General features: G+C 61.1%; 16 protein-coding genes and 1 pseudogene. 15 read left to right on the top strand and 2 right to left on the bottom strand.

The genetic code is table 11. The features are described from left to right. The first annotated feature begins 804 nt into the window (after window positions 1-804). The 7 genes and pseudogenes from NKH54_RS11770 to NKH54_RS11800 all read left to right on the top strand — a co-directional run bounded on the left by NKH54_RS11770 (window position 805) and on the right by NKH54_RS11800 (window position 6,697). The gene (locus tag NKH54_RS11770; RefSeq protein WP_352637689.1) at window positions 805-1,521 is read left to right on the top strand and encodes a Crp/Fnr family transcriptional regulator; all 717 of its coding nucleotides are present in this window, start codon (window positions 805-807) and stop codon (window positions 1,519-1,521) included. A 1,180-nt stretch (window positions 1,522-2,701) separates the two neighbouring features. Beyond that, a pseudogene (locus NKH54_RS11775) lies at window positions 2,702-3,054 on the top strand (hypothetical protein). 235 nt (window positions 3,055-3,289) lie between these two features. Next, window positions 3,290-3,766, top strand: coding sequence for an Hsp20 family protein (locus tag NKH54_RS11780; protein ID WP_023693482.1), 477 nt, complete (start codon window positions 3,290-3,292; stop codon window positions 3,764-3,766). 74 nt (window positions 3,767-3,840) lie between these two features. Further along, window positions 3,841-4,350, top strand: a complete 510-nt coding sequence (locus tag NKH54_RS11785) for an Hsp20/alpha crystallin family protein (RefSeq protein ID WP_023696160.1) — start codon at window positions 3,841-3,843, stop codon at window positions 4,348-4,350. A gap of 169 nt (window positions 4,351-4,519) precedes the next feature. Further along, window positions 4,520-5,188, top strand: a complete 669-nt coding sequence (locus tag NKH54_RS11790) for an NADH dehydrogenase ubiquinone Fe-S protein 4 (RefSeq protein WP_352840017.1) — start codon at window positions 4,520-4,522, stop codon at window positions 5,186-5,188. Between the two features lie 203 nt (window positions 5,189-5,391). Further along, window positions 5,392-5,889 (top strand): 2,4'-dihydroxyacetophenone dioxygenase family protein, encoded by a 498-nt coding sequence (locus tag NKH54_RS11795; protein ID WP_023710477.1) that lies wholly within the window; start codon window positions 5,392-5,394, stop codon window positions 5,887-5,889. 70 nt (window positions 5,890-5,959) lie between these two features. Continuing rightward, window positions 5,960-6,697, top strand: coding sequence for an SDR family oxidoreductase (locus tag NKH54_RS11800; RefSeq protein ID WP_245263955.1), 738 nt, complete (start codon window positions 5,960-5,962; stop codon window positions 6,695-6,697). A gap of 1,355 nt (window positions 6,698-8,052) precedes the next feature. On the opposite strand, the gene NKH54_RS11805 is transcribed toward NKH54_RS11800, so the two are convergent. Then, on the bottom strand, window positions 8,053-9,147 hold the full coding sequence (locus tag NKH54_RS11805; protein WP_023726630.1) for a mandelate racemase/muconate lactonizing enzyme family protein: 1,095 nt from the start codon (window positions 9,145-9,147) through the stop codon (window positions 8,053-8,055). A 187-nt stretch (window positions 9,148-9,334) separates the two neighbouring features. Between NKH54_RS11805 and NKH54_RS11810 the strand changes: the two genes are divergently transcribed. From NKH54_RS11810 to NKH54_RS11835, 6 genes are all read left to right on the top strand, one after another. Beyond that, on the top strand, window positions 9,335-10,084 hold the full coding sequence (locus tag NKH54_RS11810) for an FCD domain-containing protein (protein WP_023682469.1): 750 nt from the start codon (window positions 9,335-9,337) through the stop codon (window positions 10,082-10,084). Further along, complete coding sequence (locus NKH54_RS11815; RefSeq protein WP_353028271.1) at window positions 10,081-11,700, top strand: GMC family oxidoreductase; 1,620 nt, start codon at window positions 10,081-10,083, stop codon at window positions 11,698-11,700. Before NKH54_RS11810 ends, NKH54_RS11815 begins: the two co-directional genes overlap by 4 nt. Before the next feature lie 103 nt (window positions 11,701-11,803). Continuing rightward, window positions 11,804-12,784, top strand: a complete 981-nt coding sequence (locus NKH54_RS11820) for an ABC transporter substrate-binding protein (protein ID WP_023672664.1) — start codon at window positions 11,804-11,806, stop codon at window positions 12,782-12,784. A gap of 60 nt (window positions 12,785-12,844) precedes the next feature. Further along, window positions 12,845-14,389: a sugar ABC transporter ATP-binding protein gene (locus NKH54_RS11825; protein ID WP_023682466.1), complete on the top strand. Its 1,545-nt coding sequence runs from the start codon at window positions 12,845-12,847 to the stop codon at window positions 14,387-14,389. Next, window positions 14,386-15,390, top strand: coding sequence for an ABC transporter permease (locus tag NKH54_RS11830; RefSeq protein ID WP_023682465.1), 1,005 nt, complete (start codon window positions 14,386-14,388; stop codon window positions 15,388-15,390). The genes NKH54_RS11825 and NKH54_RS11830 overlap by 4 nt, the downstream gene beginning before the upstream one ends. Window positions 15,391-15,393: 3 nt before the next feature. After that, window positions 15,394-16,359, top strand: a complete 966-nt coding sequence (locus NKH54_RS11835; RefSeq protein WP_023672667.1) for an ABC transporter permease — start codon at window positions 15,394-15,396, stop codon at window positions 16,357-16,359. 199 nt (window positions 16,360-16,558) lie between these two features. Here the strand turns inward: NKH54_RS11835 and NKH54_RS11840 are convergent, their stop codons facing one another. After that, on the bottom strand, window positions 16,559-17,959 hold the full coding sequence (locus NKH54_RS11840) for a Do family serine endopeptidase (RefSeq protein WP_353028273.1): 1,401 nt from the start codon (window positions 17,957-17,959) through the stop codon (window positions 16,559-16,561). Window positions 17,960-18,404: 445 nt separating this feature from the next. Between NKH54_RS11840 and NKH54_RS11845 the strand changes: the two genes are divergently transcribed. Beyond that, window positions 18,405-19,016: an ATP-dependent Clp protease proteolytic subunit gene (locus NKH54_RS11845; RefSeq protein WP_023682462.1), complete on the top strand. Its 612-nt coding sequence runs from the start codon at window positions 18,405-18,407 to the stop codon at window positions 19,014-19,016. 69 nt (window positions 19,017-19,085) lie between these two features. Continuing rightward, window positions 19,086-19,514: a GFA family protein gene (locus tag NKH54_RS11850; RefSeq protein WP_050485925.1), complete on the top strand. Its 429-nt coding sequence runs from the start codon at window positions 19,086-19,088 to the stop codon at window positions 19,512-19,514. The last annotated feature ends 2 nt before the right edge of the window (window positions 19,515-19,516 follow it).

Consider the following 19,516-nt stretch of genomic DNA (forward strand, 5'->3'; position numbering starts at 1 on the left):
GAACCGATGCCCTAGCCTACGTATCTGAAGATGAAGAGACCCATCCAGGAAGGCAAGCGGCGACACCCGCCAGTTGGGCAAGAGAGGCGACTGAATTTCTGCAAGATAGAAACTTTTCGACCTTTTGCGAATGCGACGTCCGTCGCGATAGCGACATTGTGGTGTCCCAAGGTTGACGTACCAGCTACGGCTAATTCGGTATGTTTTGCCTCTGTGTCGTCGCTGCAAAGCGGGATAGCTTAGTTATTAGACTTGTCTAAAGACACACATCGATTGAGCCCTCCAACCTCTCCCGTCTCGGGCGCGATCAAGTTCTCGAAGCGAGGTGATTTTGACCTACACAACCTTCTTGTCCGGACAGTTTGAGAAGTACTATGGCAAAAAAGAAATCGCGTACAAGGCCCAACAGTGATCTCTTGAAACTACTAGCCACCAGGCCACGAGCGGTTGCCCTTGCTGCTCTTCACGTGAGTGAATCGGTGCTACTTGAACTTGAGGCATCGGATTTATTGTCCTCAGCACAGATCAGGGGACTGCTCAAGGATGCATCGAGGACCTTGCGGAATGCCGCCGGTCAAGTGGACAACCGAAGCTGCTTCATCGCCAGCGAAATAGTCGAGTCCATACGAGAAAACTTTACAAAAAACAAAACGTAGCCGCGGTTTTTCGCGCGATTCCATTCTTTGCTTTCGCGTGCAGACGTTTACAGATCCTGCCGGCGACGCAGAATAGGTACTCATCACATCAAATTTGATGTACATTTGACCCCAAGGGGCAGAAAGGAAGACATTGGGCGGGTTGTGAATGTCGAACGTTACACATTCTTTGCGCGGAAACGAGAAACGGCCCTCATACATCGGGTTTAACGATGACGATGCGGCGCTCATAAAGACGCTGGGGTTCGTGCCGAAGCGCTATTCTCCGGAGACGGTCATCTTCAGTCAGGGCGAGGACAACGATCGCGTATTCATAGTCGAGTCGGGCTGGGGTTGCATTTCTCACCAACTCGCAGGCGGGCAGCGACAGATTCTGGATTTTGCCCTGAGAGGCGACATAGTCCTGTCCCGGTCGTACACGGGTGGCGCTCTTGAAACGTTTGTTGCTCAAACTGAACTGTGCGTCTTGGTGGCGTCAACCAAGACATTTACTCTCGCGGCTATGAAATCACCCCATCTTTTTTCCCTAGTTGTGGAGGCTCTTGGGCACAACGGAGCCGTCATCGCTCAACATCTCACCAATGTAGGACGACGCAGCGCGTTAGCGCGCACAGCGCATCTGTTCCTCGAACTGAGAACCCGTCTGGAACTGATAGGCGCTGTCACCCACAACAGCTATGAGTGCCCCCTGACCCAGTACGATCTCGCGGACGCCCTGGGCCTTACTCCCATTCATGTCAACCGGATGCTCCGCGAACTTCGCGAGCGTAAGTTTCTCGAATTCCGACAAGGCCGTGTCCGCGTGCTCGATTTGCTGAGCATCACAAAATTCGCGGGCTTCGAAACCCGATATATCCGCGATTGAGCATCTATAGGAGAGACTGCGCTCCCAGTCCTGGGCAAGAGCGCATTGCTGGCAGTTGCGCCGCCAAGGTACGTCACCTGACGGGTCACAACCTGGGAAATGGCCGGTGCGGTTTGCGGTTTGGGGTAAGTGTCCGCACCGGCCGTTGCGGTGGGGCATTGAGGTTCCTCCCGCAGGATTCCGGATCTCCAGGCCCTTCGTGAAACGCCGCTGGTTGAGACTCCCCCTTTCTTGTGAAATCGGCCCGGTTGCGGAAAAAGGATTGGAAAGCTCTCTCCCATGCGGGCAAAGCGCGTTTACCGTCGCGGCGCACCCGAAACACGCGGGGAGCCTCGGGCCATGCTTGGTGTCGCCGCCGCCAAGCTTGATGAGCGACCCGAAGTATCCGATCGCACATGCTGAATCTCCAATGTCGCAGTTTGAGCTACAGGAACACGCAAATTCGGGCTGAGGCGCGACCCAAAAAGGGCGAATTAGATGCCTTGAGGACCGCGGACCGTCACGGCGGACATCCGCGTTGGAGCGGTCAATATCGTCGGCAAAAGAGCGTCCGAAAAAGGGCTATCGGCGACTCTGTCGTGGGAACGAAAAAAGAAGAGAAGCAGAACTTTCGTGTGCTATTTTTGCACACGAACTCCATTAACCATTTGATTTTACTTAGATATCTTCCCCATCCATCATCGGTGCAATAGCCAGTCTATGATCTTGATTCTTCAGCATCTGTTTAACATCAGAACCTTAGAACCTGCCGCACGCGCTGCGTCAGCGAGACCTTCCTGCAACGCGACGTTGCGCGGCGCCGGGGCACCGACACCAAGTCGATCGCAGTGAGACGCCGACAAAGCCCTGTTAGCGCGCCTGAAGCCTTCGGCGAACTCATCGACCTCCATATCGACGACATGTGCGATGTAGGCAAGTCCCCTCGCCGCTCCAAGGCCGCAGCCCTCGCTATGCTCCGAACATCTGGGGAAGTGCAGCATCGCCACCCTCGATCGCGAACGGCTCGTTCGCTTCGGTCGTGATCGAGCCGCCCAGGGTGCCGGACGATGAGTCTCGGTATCGACATCACCTGGGGAAAGTCGTTGAGCGTCGTTCCTGGATGATCTGCCTGGTCGTGATCGACAGCCGCTGGCGAGAGCCGCCAAACACGCATGAGATTGTCTGAAGCGGAGGACCATCCATGGAAGGACCCATTTCGAGCTATTTTGCATCGATTGAACCCGTGGCCCCCGACGTTTTCTGGACCGCTTGCTGCATCCGGCGCGGCATTTCAAACATCCCCACGACGTTTTGGCCGACGTTGCCCTGGCTGTTCAGGAGTAGCGCGCCATTCTTTCGTCATGGGCGTCGGATGCCTGCGCCGTAGAATCCGTGCCAGCGCTTCGCATGCTGCCGGGAGCGGGTGAACCGGTCAGCTTCGACACGATCATGGATGCGTTGCAACAGTTGGATCAATCGGATGAGCGTGCCGGTCCTGACTGCAGCGACAGCGCGGCAGTGGCCGCGTTCGTACCATTCGTCGATTGGATTTAAGGGCGACGTCGTTGTTCTTGCACCATGGACCCGTCGGCGAGTGACCCCGCCGGCGGAAGGGGTGGCATTGGTGCGTTCGCCCAGATTGCCGATGAAAATTTTCCTATTCTTGCTCTTGAAGGTGTAAGTCGCGATTCTAAATGATGGTCGCCGGCCGCCCAATGGGGCCGGCAACACCAGGCGGCAAGGCTCTTGGCGCCTTCTGTTGTCCATGTTGCTCAAGGAGGATGTGGCTATGAAGACAAACCTCGATTTTACCCCTCTATACCGGTCCAGCATCGGCTTCGACCGCATGGTCGACATGCTTGAAAGTGCGAGCCGTGTGGCCTCGTTCGACAACTGGCCGCCCTGCGATATCGCCAAGGTTGATGATGATCAGTATCGCATCACGATGGCGGTCGCCGGTTTCTCGCAGGACCAGCTGACCGTCACCCACCAGCCCAACATGCTGGTTGTGAGCGGGTCGCAATCCGGCGATGAGAACGGCCGGTATCTGTACCGCGGCATCAACGGGCGCGCTTTCGAGCGTCGGTTCGAACTGGCCGATCATGTCAAAGTCGAGGGCGCCAGCCTTGAGAACGGGCTGCTGAGCATCGATCTCAAGCGCGAGGTTCCCCAGGAGATGAAACCGCGCAAGATCGAAATCTCCAGCGGGGCTCCCATGCCGAAGATCGAGGCGCCCAAGGTCGAGACCGACAAGCTGGCCGCCTGAGCAATCCACCATGAAGGCTTTCGCTTGAGCCGGGCGTCCCGCCCGACTCAGAGACCTACAAAAGGAGAAAGACAATGAGCGTACGTGACTTGATCCCATGGGGCCGGGGCAACGGAAACTCGGCGCCCAGTCTCTTCCCCGACGGAGATCGAGACCCCTTCGTCTCCCTCCACCGGGAGGTAAACCGGCTGTTCGATGACGCCTTCCGCAGCTTTGGCGCCAGACTGCCGGCCTTCGGTCCCTCTTTCGCCGCCAGTTGGCCGAGTGTCGAAATCTCCGACACGGACAAGGAAGTCCGCGTCACGGCGGAAATACCTGGCCTGGACGAGAGCGACATAGAAGTCCTGCTGGAAAATGGGGCGCTCAAGCTTAAAGGCGAGAAGCGTTCCGAGACCGAGGACAAGGACCGGCAGTTCTCCGAGCGCTTCTACGGTCGCTTCGAGCGCCTCATTCCGCTCGGCTACGAGGTTGAAGAAGACAAGGTCAACGCCGCCTTCAAGAACGGGGTGCTGACCGTGACGTTGCCCAAGACCGAGCGGGCGCAGGCGAAGGCCAAGCGGATCGCAATCAACGGGAAGAACTGACGGATGCAGTATGGGTGGCGGCCCTTACGGCCGCTGCCCGTGCGACCCTTCATAACGGGAGGGACAGGCAATGGAGACAGTTCAAAGCAGCGACAACAGAAACCTAACCAAGACGTCCGTCCGGCCGGACAATGACAATCGGCCTCGTCTAGACGGGCCGGCTTTGTCAATGGGACGGTCAGTGTTTCCGGACGGCGCAACGGCGCGGATCTACCAGCCATGCCGCCCGGCCATGACCTCGGCAAAGCCCCGCAAGGCCTGGCGATTGGTCTTCGAACGCCGCACAGCCCCGTTCATCGAGCCGCTGATGGGCTATACCGGTGGCCGGGACACCCTGACCCAGGTTGAACTGAACTTTCCGACGCTGGAAGCGGCGATCCGTTATGCCGAGCGTCAAGGCCTCAACTATGTCGTGCAGGCTGCACCTCCTGCTTCCCAGGCCAAGGTCACGCGCCAGCATGCATCGGAGGAGAAACAGGCCTTTTCCGACCTGGTTTGGCAGCGGCTGCAGTTGGCTTGGCTCCAGGCAAGCCACGGCTATGGCGCCGGTGCACAGGCAGCGCACATACAGACGGCGCTTTCGGAGCCCGAGACATTCTACGCCTCTCCGATGGAGGTTGTGGATGACCCAGTGCTAGCACCCGACGAGAAACGCGCCGTGCTCAAGAACTGGGCCTGGAACGAGTACCTGATCGACCTGGCCACCGCCGAAGGCATGCCGGAAAATGCACGCCCGTCGCGATTGGACGAGGTCGAACTCGCCTTGCTGGCCTTGGAAGTCCGAAACCGGGGCTTCCAGACCAGGACCAGCCCGGTGCACTCCCGGATAGCCGCATGATAAGGCAAGAAGGAACCCACTGATCGTCTTCGACGCCCAACGGACCATCCCGAAACCCTTCCCGCTTGCGGTCGCGGCAGCGGGCGGGCGCGCGCCGACAACTTTCCCAATGCGTGGGCGCCCGATTGCGCCTCGGCAGAACTCGGCCCAGTTGTTAGGATCGCGCTGATATGGACTCCAATGAATTGGCGACAGAGGTTCCTATGTATCAATCCTTCAACGGCTCCGCCCATCCCCTGGCACCGAAAGAGATCGCGATCGCCGCCGTCCCCGAAGACGAGCGTGTCTGGGTCCCACAGGCGGAGGGCGTGTGGTTCCGACCACTTATGCTCAACACAATGCAAGGGCAGTGGTGCAATCTGCTCCGCGTACGCCGGGCCGGGATATTAAGCCGTCATCTGCATCCGGCCCCCGTGCATGGCTATGTGATCAAGGGGCGTTGGCACTATCTTGAACACGACTGGGTGGCAGAGACGGGATCTTACGTTTTCGAGCCGCCCGGTGAAATCCACACGCTCACGGTTCCAAGCGACGTGCCCGAGATGATCACCTTCTTCAACATTTCCGGCTGCATGGTTTACCTGGACAAGGATAACAAGCAGATTGGTTTCGAGGACGTTTTCACCAAGATCGACATGTGCAGAAATCACTATGCGAGCGTGGGTCTCGGTGACGATTTCGTCGATCAATTCGTACGGTAGACATCCGCCCGTTTGCCTTCCGCTGCGGTGAGTTCGCGGTCCGCCACAGAGGCGAAACGAGGAGATATTGGTGACCGACTCCATATGGGCCATGCCCTTCTTCGCGGGCAAGACCGTCGTCATTACCGGAGGCACGACAGGTATCGGAAACGGCATCGCCATGGCGTTCGCCGAGGCCGGGGCAATTGTCCACGCGACGGGGGCCACGGCCGCCGAGGTAGCGGCCGCTCGTGCATACGGCACCGCCGTCTCGTATTCAGTACTCGACGTCCGGGACATGACTGCGGTCGAAGGATATTCCAGTCAGTTCACATCCGTTGCAGCGCTCGTAAATTGCGCAGGGGTAAACCTGCGCGCCGCCGAATTCACTGTCCAGGGTTTCGAAACGGTGGTCGATATCAATCTCACCGGCTCCATGCGGAGTGCGAGCGCGTTCCGAGGGGCACTCTCGAACGGGGGCGCCATCGTCAACATCGCCTCGATGTTCGCGTTTTTCGGCGCGGCTCATGCCCCGGCTTACGCCGCATCCAAGGGCGCCATCGTGCAACTTACCAAGTCGCTCGCCATCGCCTATGCCGGGGATGGCATCCGCGTAAACGCATTGGCGCCTGGCTGGATCGAGACCGCCATGACCGCCGCGCCACGGGCCGATCCAGTTCGCAACGCGGAATTGATGAAACGCACTCCGATGGGTCGCTGGGGTACGCCGGGCGACCTGACCGGCCCCGCCTTGTTCTTGTGTTCTCCGCTCGCGGGGTTCATCACTGGGGCAATTTTGCCGGTTGACGGTGGCTATCTCATTGCGTGAGGCGTTGGCTATGCTGCGCGACCGATCTCCAAGCCTGTGTCGTCGAGATCAAGATCGAACGCGACCAATCGACCATGCCTGACCGCAATTGCCGCCACCAACTCCGCAAGCTCGCCATCCGTATGCTCGCAAAAAGCTGCCTGTTTCCTGACAATCGTGACCGCATCCCGGGTCGATACGACAGAGAACGGCCTCCGGGATCTCACGAATGATTCCGCAACCTCCGCGACGGATGAAGCTCGGTCAAAATTATCTTGCATAGTTGCACCTCTGTACGACGCTAGCCCAAGCTCGGCCCGCGCAAATTGTTCCCATTGGCCTAATGCAGCCTGGTTGGCATCCGGCTTGGGCTCCTTTGTGAGCGAAGGCCGGGAGCAACGCGACATGGCCGTCGCCGTCTGCCTTAGACAGTCGGCTGGACGCATTCGTCTCCGAATGCGGACACGGGGCCGGACGCCTAAAAACGAGGAGGATCAGATGTGTCCAAGCCGCTCGCCAAAGTTTCCGATCCTCGGACCACCGCAGTTCCGCGCAACAAGTCGCCGGGAGACCTGTTTGCTCGCGTTGATTGCGGTCGACTGACTCCTGGCTCATTCGCCGCCTCGCCGGCTGGCTCCGGTCGGCCGGCTTCGTCCGTCTTCGTCATCGCTGGCCGGCGGACGATCCAATCCACCAAACCGGCTTCGGTCTCCTCGCAGGTCACGAATTCGCGCACCAGACTTCGCGCCAGCTCGCGCCATTGACACTCGGGCACGTTCATCTCCGCGATCAGATCTCGGCATGCAGCGCGTATGATGTCGGCATCGAAGGCTGACACGGCGACAGGACCACGGTCTGCATTCTTTGCTCGAGGAGTGTCGTCGCCCTGACGTTCGCGAAAGCGCCTCAGCACCTCGCGCGATGCGGCGATCGCTTGTCGGGTTTGACTCATAGCCTCGTAAAATCCAACTTCGCGGACCAGTGAGCGGTGCCGTGATAGAATGAAGTCCTCCATAACCGCATGCGCAGTGTCCGTACGCCTTGCAACCATCGCCGCCTCCCTGCAGGCGCACCCAATGCTTGCAGCTTCTGCCGGTGTTCGGGCGGCCGCCTGCATTTGTCGTGTCGCTGCTATGATCGCGTGAGTTAAAGCCGGTGAAGCGTCGCTGCAATTACAAATGTAAGTGTGGCATCCGATAAGTGGTATGCCCGCTGGCTGCGGCGGCGGCGAGTTCGTTCTTCAGACGGTCGAAGTCTTCCTCGGCGAAGCGCTCTCCGCGTTGCCGGAACGAGGAAGCAGGATCTGGACAAAATGCATGCGGCCGCCTCCAAGATTTCTAAACGGCAGCGACAGGCACCATGTTCCATGCAAGGCGCTATTGGCGAAAATCCGCCAATTTCCGCCAGTCGAAGACAACGCCCACTCCAGGCTCGTCGGGTGCTATCGCCAAACCATCCTGAAGCCTCAGCGGCTCAGTGGTATAATGGTCAATATCAAAACTATGCGCCTCCACCCAGCCGGCATTTGTCTGACCTGCAACGAGGCTGACATGAAGTTCCTGCATCCCGTGACTGCAGACCGGAATGCCAGCCTTGCGTGAGAGCGCTGCCACGCGCAGCCAGCCGGTGACCCCGCCGCAGTTGGAGGCGTCGGGTTGGATGTAGGCGAGATTCGACCAAGCGAAGGCATGCTCGAACTCCTCGATGACATGCAGGTTTTCTCCCATTGCCAGGGGCATTCCGGTCGCCTTGGCAATGCTGGCGTAACCCTCATAGTCGTCGGGTATGATGGGCTCCTCGAACCACAGCAGATCGTAGGCGGCGAATGCTCTCGCTGCCTCGATCGCTCGCGGGACGTCGAGCGCGTAGTTGGCGTCAACCATAAAGGTGATGTGATGTCCTATGCGCTCGCGAACTGCTTTCACCCGGGCCACATCCTCGGCCAGGTCGTCCTTGCCGACCTTGATCTTCACCCCGGTGAAGCCGGCATTGAGATAGGAATCGATGCTGGCCAAAAGCTGATCGAGGGTAAAGTTTAGGTCGATGCCGCCGCGATAGGCCTTGGCACTCTTCCCGGCCCCGCCCGCCATCTGCCAAAGCGGCAGGCCGCTACGCCGGCCCCTGAGGTCCCATAATGCGATGTCGATCGCCGAGATCGCGAAAGAAGCGATGCCGCCGCGCCCGACATAGTGGATGTGCCAGAGCATGCCGTCGTAGATCGTGTGGATTTGCGTTGCGTCGCGTGCCTTGAGGAACGGCGCGAGGTCGTGATCGATCATTGCCTTGATCGCATAGCCGCCCTTGCCGCCGGTGTAGGTGTAGCCTGTGCCCTCGGTGCCGTCGGCAAGCCTCAGCGTGACGGTGACCAGCTCGAAATGCGTGTGCGCGCCGTGCTTGGCATCGGTCATCACCTCACGCAGTGGGACCCGAAACAGCCGGGTCTCGACTTCCTTGATTTCGGTGCGGCTCATGCTGCGCTCCATTCACGTTTTTTCATCGGACCATAATTGCACCGGCAGCGCTGACTGGCAACAATGTGGCTGATCTTTCAGCGGTTCTGAAGCCAATCCGTCATTTTTGGTCCTACAAAAGCATCAATCCGCTTGTGCTTTGGTCCGATTTACCTTCTAATAACAGGACCATCTGGGAGGAAAAGGCTTGCTGGATACGGAAGAGCGTCCTGAGATGCCCGCGGCTATTCTCGCCGCCCGCGCGGCCGACGCGATGGTGGCCGGCATAGAGGCCGACATCACGTCCGGAAGGCTTGGCGACGGCAGCTACCTGCCGGCCGAGCGCGAACTGATGATCGAGTATGGTGTGGGCCGGGGCGTTGTGCGTGAGGCGATTGCGCGCCTGGCCAGCCGCGGCCTGGTGGAAGCGCGTCCGCGGTTCCGGCCCGTGGCGCGCCGGCCTGGCCTGGATGCCGCGCTCGGCGCCCTCGACGGCATTGTAGGACATCTGCTGAGCGACCAGGCGGGCGTGAAGAACCTCTACGACATGCGCGTCTTCCTCGAGGCGTCGCTGGCGCGCAACGCCGCCATCCATGCCCGCAAGGATGACGTCACAGCCCTGAGGGCGGCGCTGGCGATGAACGAGGCGGCCATCCCGGATTCCGAGAAATTCTATGCGACGGACGTGGCGTTCCACGCAGCGCTCTATGACATCGCGCGCAACCCGGTGCTGCCTGTCGTGCACAAGGCATTTACCGCCTGGCTGTCGCCGCATTGGATGCGCATGCCGCGGTCGCCTGAGCGCAACCGCGTGAATTTCCTCAGCCATCGTGAAATCTGCACGGCCATCATTGAGCGAGATCCTGACGGCGCCGAGCGGGCGCTGCTCAACCACCTCTCGGCGGCATGGGAGTATGTCCGCGGTACATTCGAAAGCCGTGAGGCGCCGGAAGCATGACGCAGTCCTACGACCATATCGTGGTGGGCGGCGGAGCAGCCGGCTGCGTCGCGGCGGCAAGGCTTGTCAAAGCGGGACGGCGAACCCTGCTGCTGGAGGCCGGCCATTCCCATCATCACCCCTTGCTCGACATGCCGCCCGGCATCTTCAAGATGATCAACGGCTCGAAATTCATGCGCTATCACCGCACCGAGCCGCAGGCCCATCTCGACGGCCGCGTCCATGAAATCTCGCAAGGCAACGTGCTGGGCGGCGGCACCTCGGTCAACGCCCAGGTCTACATGCGAGGCCGCTCGGCCGACTATGAGGAGTGGGACGAACTGCTGCGCGGCAACAATGCCGGCGTGCGCTGGAACTGGCAGGCGGTGCTGCCGCATTTCACCGGCATGGAGGGAAACAACCGCCTCGGCGGCGAACTGCATGGAAGCGAAGGTCCGCTGCTGGTCTCGGATCCAGGCCACATCGATGATGTTTCCCGTTGGTTCGTCCAGGCCGTCCAAGGCCTTGGATTGCCGTACAACCATGACTTCAACGGACCGTCGCAGCGCGGGGTCGGCTTCTACCAGTTCATGAACCGGCGGGGAAAGCGAAGCAGCGCCGCCTATGCCTTCATCGAGCCGCTGACGAATGATCCCAAGCTGACGCTGAAACTCAATTGCACAGTCAGCCGGCTGCTGATCGAAAAACGTCGGGTCACCGGCGTCGTCTACTCGGATGCGTCGGGCGCCGAGCATACCGTCCATGCGGATGCCGACGTGATCGTCTCGTCCGGTGCCCTCGTCTCGCCGAAACTGCTCATGCTGTCCGGCATCGGCCCCGCCGAGGCGCTTGCCGGGCACGGCATTTCCTGCGTCGCCGACCTGCCCGGGGTCGGCGAAAACCTGATCGACCATCCGGAGGTGCCGATCATCGCCACCGCAAACGGCCCATACGGCTATTTCAGGCAGGGCCAAGGCTGGCGGATGATCAGGAACGGCCTGCATTTCAAGCTCTTCGGCACCGGCACGATCCTGTCAGCGGGGGTGGAGGCCGGAGCCTTCGTCAATCCGGCCGATCCCGAGGGCGAACCGACGATCCAGGCCTTCTGCGTGCCGCACGTCTATCTGGACCGCGATATCCTGACCTTGGTCGAGAACACCTATGGGCTTACCGTGACGACAGTGGTGGTGAAGCCAAAGTCGCGCGGTTTCGTAAGGCTGCGTTCGGCGGATCCGAAGGACATGCCGATCGTTTCGCCGAACCTCCTTAAACATCCCGACGACATGAGGGAAATGATCTCCGGCCAGCGTTATTTCCTGCAGGCTTTTCAGACCAAGCCGCTCGCCGATCGGGTCAAGGCCATTGCCGTGCCAAGCCAGGATGATCTCAGCGACGAAGCCATGACAAAGCATTGCAAGCGCTTTGTGAAGACCAACTACCATCCGGCCGGGACATGCCGGATGGGCTCGGACAGCGACCGGATGGCGGTGCTGGACGCGGCGCTGCGCGTGCGCGGAATAGACAATCTGCGGGTTGCCGACATGTCGGCCTGCCCCAACATCAATGCCGGCAATACGGCGGCGCCCGCCATGATGCTGGGCGACCGCTGCGCCGACTTTATTTTGGAGGCGGCATAGCGCCTGATCCAGCTTCCCGACGGCGTCATCGCCGAAGCCGTCTGGGCCGATATCGTGAGGAAATTACACAGTCGCTGAAAGCGACAATAAAGGAGGAAAGAGCATGATCATTACCCGTCGAAAACTACTGGTTGGCTCCGCCGCCGGCGCGGTCGCGCTGACACTCGGCTCACGCGCCTTCGCGGCGCTCCCGCCACTCGCCAAGAAGGACAAGTACAAGGTCGGTTTCGCCCAGACGGAAAGCAACAATCCGTGGCGCCTTGCCGAGACCAAGAGCATGCAGGACGAAGCCGCCAAGCTCGGCCATCAGCTGGTCTACACGGATGCCGCCGGTTCGTCGGCCAAGCAGGCCTCCGACGTGAACTCGATGATCGCGCAGGGCGTCGACGCAATCTTCCTGCCGCCCCGCGAAGACAAGCCCCTGGTGCCGGTCATTCTTGCCGCGCGCGATGCCGGCATACCGGTGTTTCTGGTCGACCGCGACGTTGATCACACCATGGCCAAGCCGGGCGAGGATTATGTCTGCTTCATCGGTTCGGATTTCATCGAGGAGGCGACCCGCGTCGGCGAATGGCTGGTCAAGAACGCCAATGGCAAGTCGAAAATCATCGAGCTGGAAGGCACGACCGGAGCCTCGGCCGCTACCGACCGCAAGAAAGGCTTCGACGATTTCATCGCCAAGCACTCGCAGTTCACCATCCTGGCATCGCAGTCCGGCGACTTCGCTCGTGACAAGGGCCGGCAGGTCGCCGAGACGCTGCTTCAGGCGCACCCTGATGCGGATATCATCTACGCGCACAATGATGAGATGGCGCTGGGCGCCATCGCCGCTTTGGAAGCAGCCGGCAAGACCCCGGGCAAGGATGTGCTGATCTTGTCGATCGACGGCGAGAAGGAAGGCGTCCAGGCGATCATTGACGGCAAGATCGGCGCTATCTGCGCTTGCAGCCCGCTGTTCGGGCCGAAGGCCTTCGCTACGATGGCCGACTATGCGGCCGGCAAGAAGATCCCGCCGTTCATCAAGAACGAGGATGCCTTCTTCGACGCCACGAACGCGAAGAAAGACTTCGATATTGCGTTCTGATATCCACTCTCTTTCCAGCTGCCCTACCCGCTCCGGCGGGTAGGGTTTGGGAGTTTGACGATGACCGCTCAGCCGGACCAAGCCGCGCTGCTCCTGGACATGCGTGACATCCAGAAGCGTTTTGCCGGCATCCCTGCCCTGGCCGATGCCTCGCTCCAGGTTCTTCCGGGCGAGATCCACGCACTCATCGGCCAGAACGGTGCGGGCAAATCGACACTTATCAAGGTGCTCACCGGCTATTACCGCCGGGATGCGGGCCAGGTGCTGTTCGAACGGAAGCCGTTCGAGGTTGGGTCTCCGCATCAGGCCCAGGTCAGCGGCATCAGCACCATCTACCAGGAGATCAATCTGGTACCGCTGCGCTCGGTCACCGAGAACATCTGCCTTGGACGCGAGAAGCGCCGCCGCGGCCTGCTCGACTGGAGCGCGATGCATGCGGAAGCCGAGCGCCTGCTCAGCCGCTTCTCGATCGGCATCGACGTGCGCCGCCCGCTCAGCGATTTCAACACCGCCACGCAGCAGATGGTGGCGATCGCCCGCGCCATCGGCTTTTCCGCCCGCCTCGTGATCATGGATGAGCCGACCTCCTCGCTGGACGAGCGTGAAGTCTCGGTCTTGTTCAGCGTTATCCGTCAGCTCAAGGCCGACGGCGTCTCCGTTCTGTTCGTCAGCCACAAGCTCGACGAGTTGTACGAGGTCTGCGACCGGGTCACGATCATGCGTGACGGCCGCACGGTGCGAAGCGCGGCGATGAGCGACATCGGCAAGCTGGAGCTGGTCGCGGCCATGCTCGGCCGCGACGTCGCAGCCGTCGAAGGCCACGCGACCGCGTTCGGCGAGCGCGATCGGTCGAGGATCGGTGATGTGCTGTTTACCGCGCAAGGGCTGGCGGCCGGCCAGTTGGTCCGTGACGTGAGCTTCGACCTGCGCCGCGGCGAGATCGCCGGCTTTGCCGGCTTGCTCGGCGCCGGCCGCACCGAAACAGCCCGCCTCGTATTCGGCGCCGACCGCCGGAGCGCAGGCGAGATGACGATGGAGGGCGCGTCCTACCATCCCGCACGTGCCGCCGATGCCATCGCCGCGGGGATGGGCTTCTGCACCGAGGACCGCAAGGCCGAGGGCATCGTGCCGGAAATGACCGTCGCGGAGAACATAACACTGGCACTGCTGCCGAAAATCAGCCGCAATGGCATCCTGAACGAGGCCCGGCAGAAGGAGATCGTCGAGCGCTTCATTCGTGAACTCGACATCAAATGCTCGGGGCCCAACCAGAAGGTCCGCGAGCTGTCGGGCGGAAACCAGCAAAAGGTGCTGCTTGCCCGCTGGCTGGCGATGAACCCGAAGCTGCTCATTCTCGATGAGCCGACGCGCGGCATCGATGTCGGGGCCAAGGCCGAGATCCAGCGCCTCATCCGCAAGCTTGCCGATGACGGGCTCGGCGTGCTGATGATCTCCTCGGAACTCGAGGAAGTGATGGAAGGAGCCGACCGCATATTCGTGCTGCGCGAAGGAGTGAGGGTGGCCGAACTGGAAGGCCAGGCAGCCAACGAGGAGGACGTGCTCGCGGCGATGGCGCATGGCGGCGCGGCGAAGGAGGCAGCGTGAGCGATCTGGCCACACCATCCGCAGCCAACGACGCTGGAAACCGCCGCTTTGATGTGTTCGGTTTCCTGGCGCGCTACGGCACGGTGATCGCGCTTGTGCTGCTGGTGGTCTTCAACCTTGCCTATACGCGCAATTTCGCGACTCTGCAGACACTCAACGTCAACCTGACCCAGGTCTGCACGATTGTGATCGTCGCGGTGGGGATGACCCTGGTGATCGCCACCGGCGGCATCGACCTGTCGGTTGGTTCGCTGATGGCGATCTCCGGCGCATTGGCGCCGATGATCTTCATGGGCACGATCTTCCCGGTCGGAAACATCTATCTGGCGGTAGCCGTCGCGATGATTGCCTCGATCCTCGTCGCCGGCCTGTTCGGGCTGTTCAACGGCTGGTTGGTCTCGCGTTTCCGCATCCAACCGATCGTCGCAACGCTCGTGCTGTTCATCGCCGGGCGCGGGATCGCGCAGGTCATGACCAACGGCAATCTGCAGACCTTCCGCGTGCCGCAGTTCCAGTGGATCGGACTTGCCCGCCCGCTCGGCATTCCCGCGCAGGTCATCATCATGGCCGTGCTGGTTGCGGCGGCCGCTTGGGCCCTTCACCGCACGGTGTTCGGGCGAAGCATCCTGGCGGTCGGCGGCAATGAAAAGGCCTCTGAACTCGCCGGCATCGCCGTATCGAGGATCAAGCTCGCTGTCTATGCGATCAGCGGCCTGTGCGCGGGGCTGGCCGGTCTCGTCGTCATTGCGATCAACTCCTCCAGCGACGCCAATCTCGTGGGGCTGGGCATGGAGCTCGACGCCATCGCGGCGGTCGCGGTGGGCGGCACGCTGTTGAGTGGCGGAAAGGCCACAATCATCGGCACCCTGCTGGGCGCACTGACCATCCAGTTGGTGCGCTACACGCTGCTTGCCAATGGCGTGCCCGACGCCGCTGCGCTCGTCGTCAAGGCCGGCATCATCGCATTCGCCGTCTGGCTGCAGCAGCAACACCGGGTGTAATCCATGAACAGCGCCAGACTGGTTCGCATCATCGGCACTTACGGTGTCGTCATCGCGCTTGCAGCCCTCGTCCTGTTCGGATTCCTGCGCTACGATCGCTTCCTGGGTCTCTTCAACGTGATGAGTGTTCTGCGCTACAACTCGATGTTCGCGCTCGTCGCGCTCGGCATGTGCTTCGTGATCATGACCGGCGGCATAGATCTGTCCGTCGGCTCCGTCGCCGCCTTGGGCAGCGTCGCGTCGGCCCTGGCGAGCCCGCACGGCATCGTGGCAGGCCTTGCAGCGGGCGTTGGCGCCGGCCTGGCAGCCGGGCTGATCAACGCGCTCCTGGTTACGCGCGGCAACCTGATGCCTTTCATCGCCACGCTTGCCACCATGCTGGCCGCAAGCGGCTCGGCGCTGCTTCTGGCCGGCAACCAGACCGTTTCGGTGTCTTACGATTCGGGTTTCACCGCCATCGGCCAAGGGAATTTCTGGATTTTCCCGATTCCGGCAGTCATCGCCCTGGTTGCCTATGCCGTCGGCTCAGTGGTCCTGAACTACACCAGCACGGGACGGACGGTGCTGGCCATCGGCGGTGGCGAGGATGCCTCGCGGCTGATGGGGCTGCGCACTGACCGCGTCAAATTTCTCGTCTATGTCGCAAGCGGGTGCCTGGCCGGGCTCGCCGGCGTCGTCCTCGCTTCTCAGTTCGGCGCAGGCCAGCCGATCGAGGGCGTCGGCTGGGAGCTGTTTGCCATCGCAGCCGTGGTCGTGGGCGGGACGCTGCTGACCGGCGGCTCGGGCTCGGTGTTGACCACGCTGGCCGGCGTGCTGTTGCTCGGGATCCTTTTCAACGTCCTGAACTTCGAAAACGGCATGGGTTGGATTTCGCTGTCAGCGTACTGGCAGTCGGTGATCCGCGGGCTGTTTTTGCTCGTCGTCGTCCTTCTCCAGGCACGGCTTACGGCAAGGCGCGAAACTGCCTGAGGATGGCGAGCACACTCGAGCACGACGAGCTCAAAAGAGCTCTGACGCTGCAGAATAAGTGCGCGTTGCGCGCCCGGCCAATGAGCGCATCCCGCAAACTTTCTGCGGCGATGCTTCCCCGTTGCACCTGGGCTCCGGCGCCTTTGGAGCGGATTCGCAAGCGGATCCTGGTGCAGTCACATGGCCGTCCTGGAGACGGTCATTTCCCGGCGACCGCCACGAACACGGACTGCCCCTGCCTTTCCAGCCGAAACAGGATGGGCTTGCCCTGCCGGCGAGAGTTCGCCCACTCCTCGACGATATCCGAAGGCTCCGTCACGCGGCGATCGTTGGCCGATATGATGACATCGCCCGGCTGCAATCCGCTCCGGGCGGCAAGGCCATCGGGAACCACTTCCACGACGAAGACGCCGGTCGTTCCTGATTTGATGCCTAGCTGCTGACGCGCCTGATCCGGAATCGGGCTGAGGGACAGGCCGAGGCCTTCGGCCGCCGACTTCTTGTCGGGAACAGCGCCGGTCTTCACCTCCGCATCCTTGCGCTCACCGATGACAAGCGCGATCTCCTGGTCCTTGCCGCCGTTACTCCGTGTCAGAGTGGCCTTGCTGCCAGGCTTCTGGCTAGCCGTCGCAAGCGTGAGGTCATGGACACCCTCAATGCCCTTGCCGTTGAACCGGGTGATCACGTCACCCGGCTTCAAGCCGGCTTTCTCCGCCGGGCTGCCGGGCTCAACCGAAGCAACCAGCGCGCCCTTGTCATCCTTAAGCCCGAGGGCCTCAGCCAGCGACGGCGTGATGTCCTGCAGGCGGACCCCGATGAAGCCGCGCTCGATCCGGCCGGTTCGGATCAGCTGGTCGGCGATGCTCTGGGCGGTGCGCGATGGCACCGCAAACCCGATTCCGATGCTGCCGCCCGACGGCGAGACAATGGCGGTGTTGACGCCGATCACCTCGCCACGTGCGTTGAACAGCGGACCGCCCGAGTTGCCTCGATTGATCGACGCGTCCGTCTGGAGAAAATCGTCGTACGGCCCGGCTTGAATGTCTCGCGAGCGGGCCGAAAGGACGCCGACAGTGACTGTCCCTCCGAGCCCGAAGGGACTCCCGATCGCGATTGTCCATGCGCCCGGCTGCATTGCATCCGAGTCGCCCCATTTGGTCGTGGTCATGTTGGGCCGCGGGTCGACCTTCAGCACCGCTATATCGGTGGCGGGGTCACGGCCGACCAATTGCGCCGGCGCCGTTTCCTTGTCGGAAAATACGACATGGATCTCTGTCGCATCGGCAACGACATGGTTGTTGGTGACGATGTAGCCGTCGGCACTGATCACAAATCCGGAGCCAAGCGCCTCCCTCACCTGCGGCTGAACGGGTCCGAGGCCCTGGCCATCGAACGGACTTGTAAAGTCGCCCGCCGTCGTCTGGTCCTGGACAACCTCCCGGGTCGTGATCGCGACCACGGCCGGCAATTTCTGCTGGATGATCGCTGTGAAGTCGGTCGGGGTATCCTGGGCCAGGACAGGCGCCACGCCACTGGCCGAGAGCATCAGCGCAATCGCGATCAAGCGCGTTGCAAATCGTCTTTGCATATCGTGAGACATTGCTGGACCTCCTGCCGGACAGCCCCGGCCGCTCGGCCGCGCCGCGCGGAGCCGGTGCTCCGGACGCTAGAACTGCCAACAAAGCTGTTTGTTTCAGCCCCCCGGAAAAATGGCACGGCCAGGAAAAATAGCCCGACCGCGAGGGTCCGGAAGGCAGCAGCCGGGAATCATTGAGGCCGTCGAGTTGAACCGTCCACAGGACTGGTCCCGGACGTGGCAGAAATCAGCAAAGCGACTTCGTCAGCTCCGGCAAATGCCCGATATGCCCATGGAGCCAACCTAGCGGCTGAGGTGCCTCTACCGGGCCTGGTGCGAAAAGGATCTGCAATGAAAGAGGGAGCTCCACAGCCGCCGAGAGACGCGGCTGTGATCACCACCGCTCGAACTCCCTCAAGGGAACAAAAGGGTACCAACTAAGTTCGGCCCCCATAATGAGGATGCCTATATGGACCTGTTGCCCCAGTCTGCCGAACACACCGTCTCCCCGCCGCCCGCTCCAGACCTTCACCGGCTTTTGTTCGATCCAAACTTGCGTATACACGGCTTGATTGATGACACTGTTGTCACCAAAGCCTTGGACGATTTGAAAGCCGTGCGTTCCGGGGAAGACGATCTCTACGTTGAAATCGACACGCCCGGAGGCGACGCCGACGGCGCGCGACGTCTAGCTCTAGAGTTCAAACTTTTTCTGAAACACTCGGGCCGCAACGGCTACATCATTGGCAAGAATACGGTTTACTCTGCCGGGGTAACGGTCCTTGCCGCTTTCCCGAAAGCCTGCAGGTTCCTTTGCCCGCAAGCAGTCCTGCTGATTCATGAAAGAAGGCTTGAGAAAGACTTGGTTCTGAATGGACCAATTCGAAGCTGTCTTCAGATCGTTCGCGAACAACTTGCGCTGTTGGAAACGGCAGAGCGACTCGAGAATGAAGGGTTCGCCGATCTCGTCCAAGGTTCTCGAACATCGCTGGAAGAGCTGCGCGACCATGCCTTGACCAACTGCTACCTGATGGCAGCCAGAGCTTTGGAGTTGGGCCTTGTTGAAGACATTGCCGATTAACTTGACGCCTCGGATGCAAACGGCAGAGCCGAGTCCAACACGCTTCCCTCACTCATGGCTCCGGCGACCATGAACGGCAAGGTTGAAAAGATAGAGCGGACCGGCGGCTGTCTTTGCGGGTCTGTGAGGTATGTTGTCACCGGCGCGCCGTTGCGCGTTGGCTTGTGTCATTGCCAGGATTGCAAGAGAACCAGCGGCAGCACCTACAGTGCCTTTGCCGTGTGGCCGCGGTCGGCTTACCAGTGCAAGGGCGAGCTTGTTGCATTCAACGGCAGAGGTTTTTGTCCGGCATGCGGGTCGCGCGTGGTGAACCTCCGCGACGACGAAGCCGAGATCATGATCGGCACTCTCGATGATGCGCCAAACGACCTTCTCCCGGCATACGAGCTTTGGACCCCCCGGCGCGAAGCCTGGCTCCACAACCTGCCTTGGGCTGACCAATTCGCGGGCGATCGCACCGAAGAAGGCCAAAATTGGCGCGAAGCCCGACGAGTATGACC

The organism is Mesorhizobium sp. M1004 (assembly GCF_040318795.1).
In the GTDB taxonomy this organism is placed as follows: Bacteria; Pseudomonadota; Alphaproteobacteria; order Rhizobiales; family Rhizobiaceae; genus Mesorhizobium.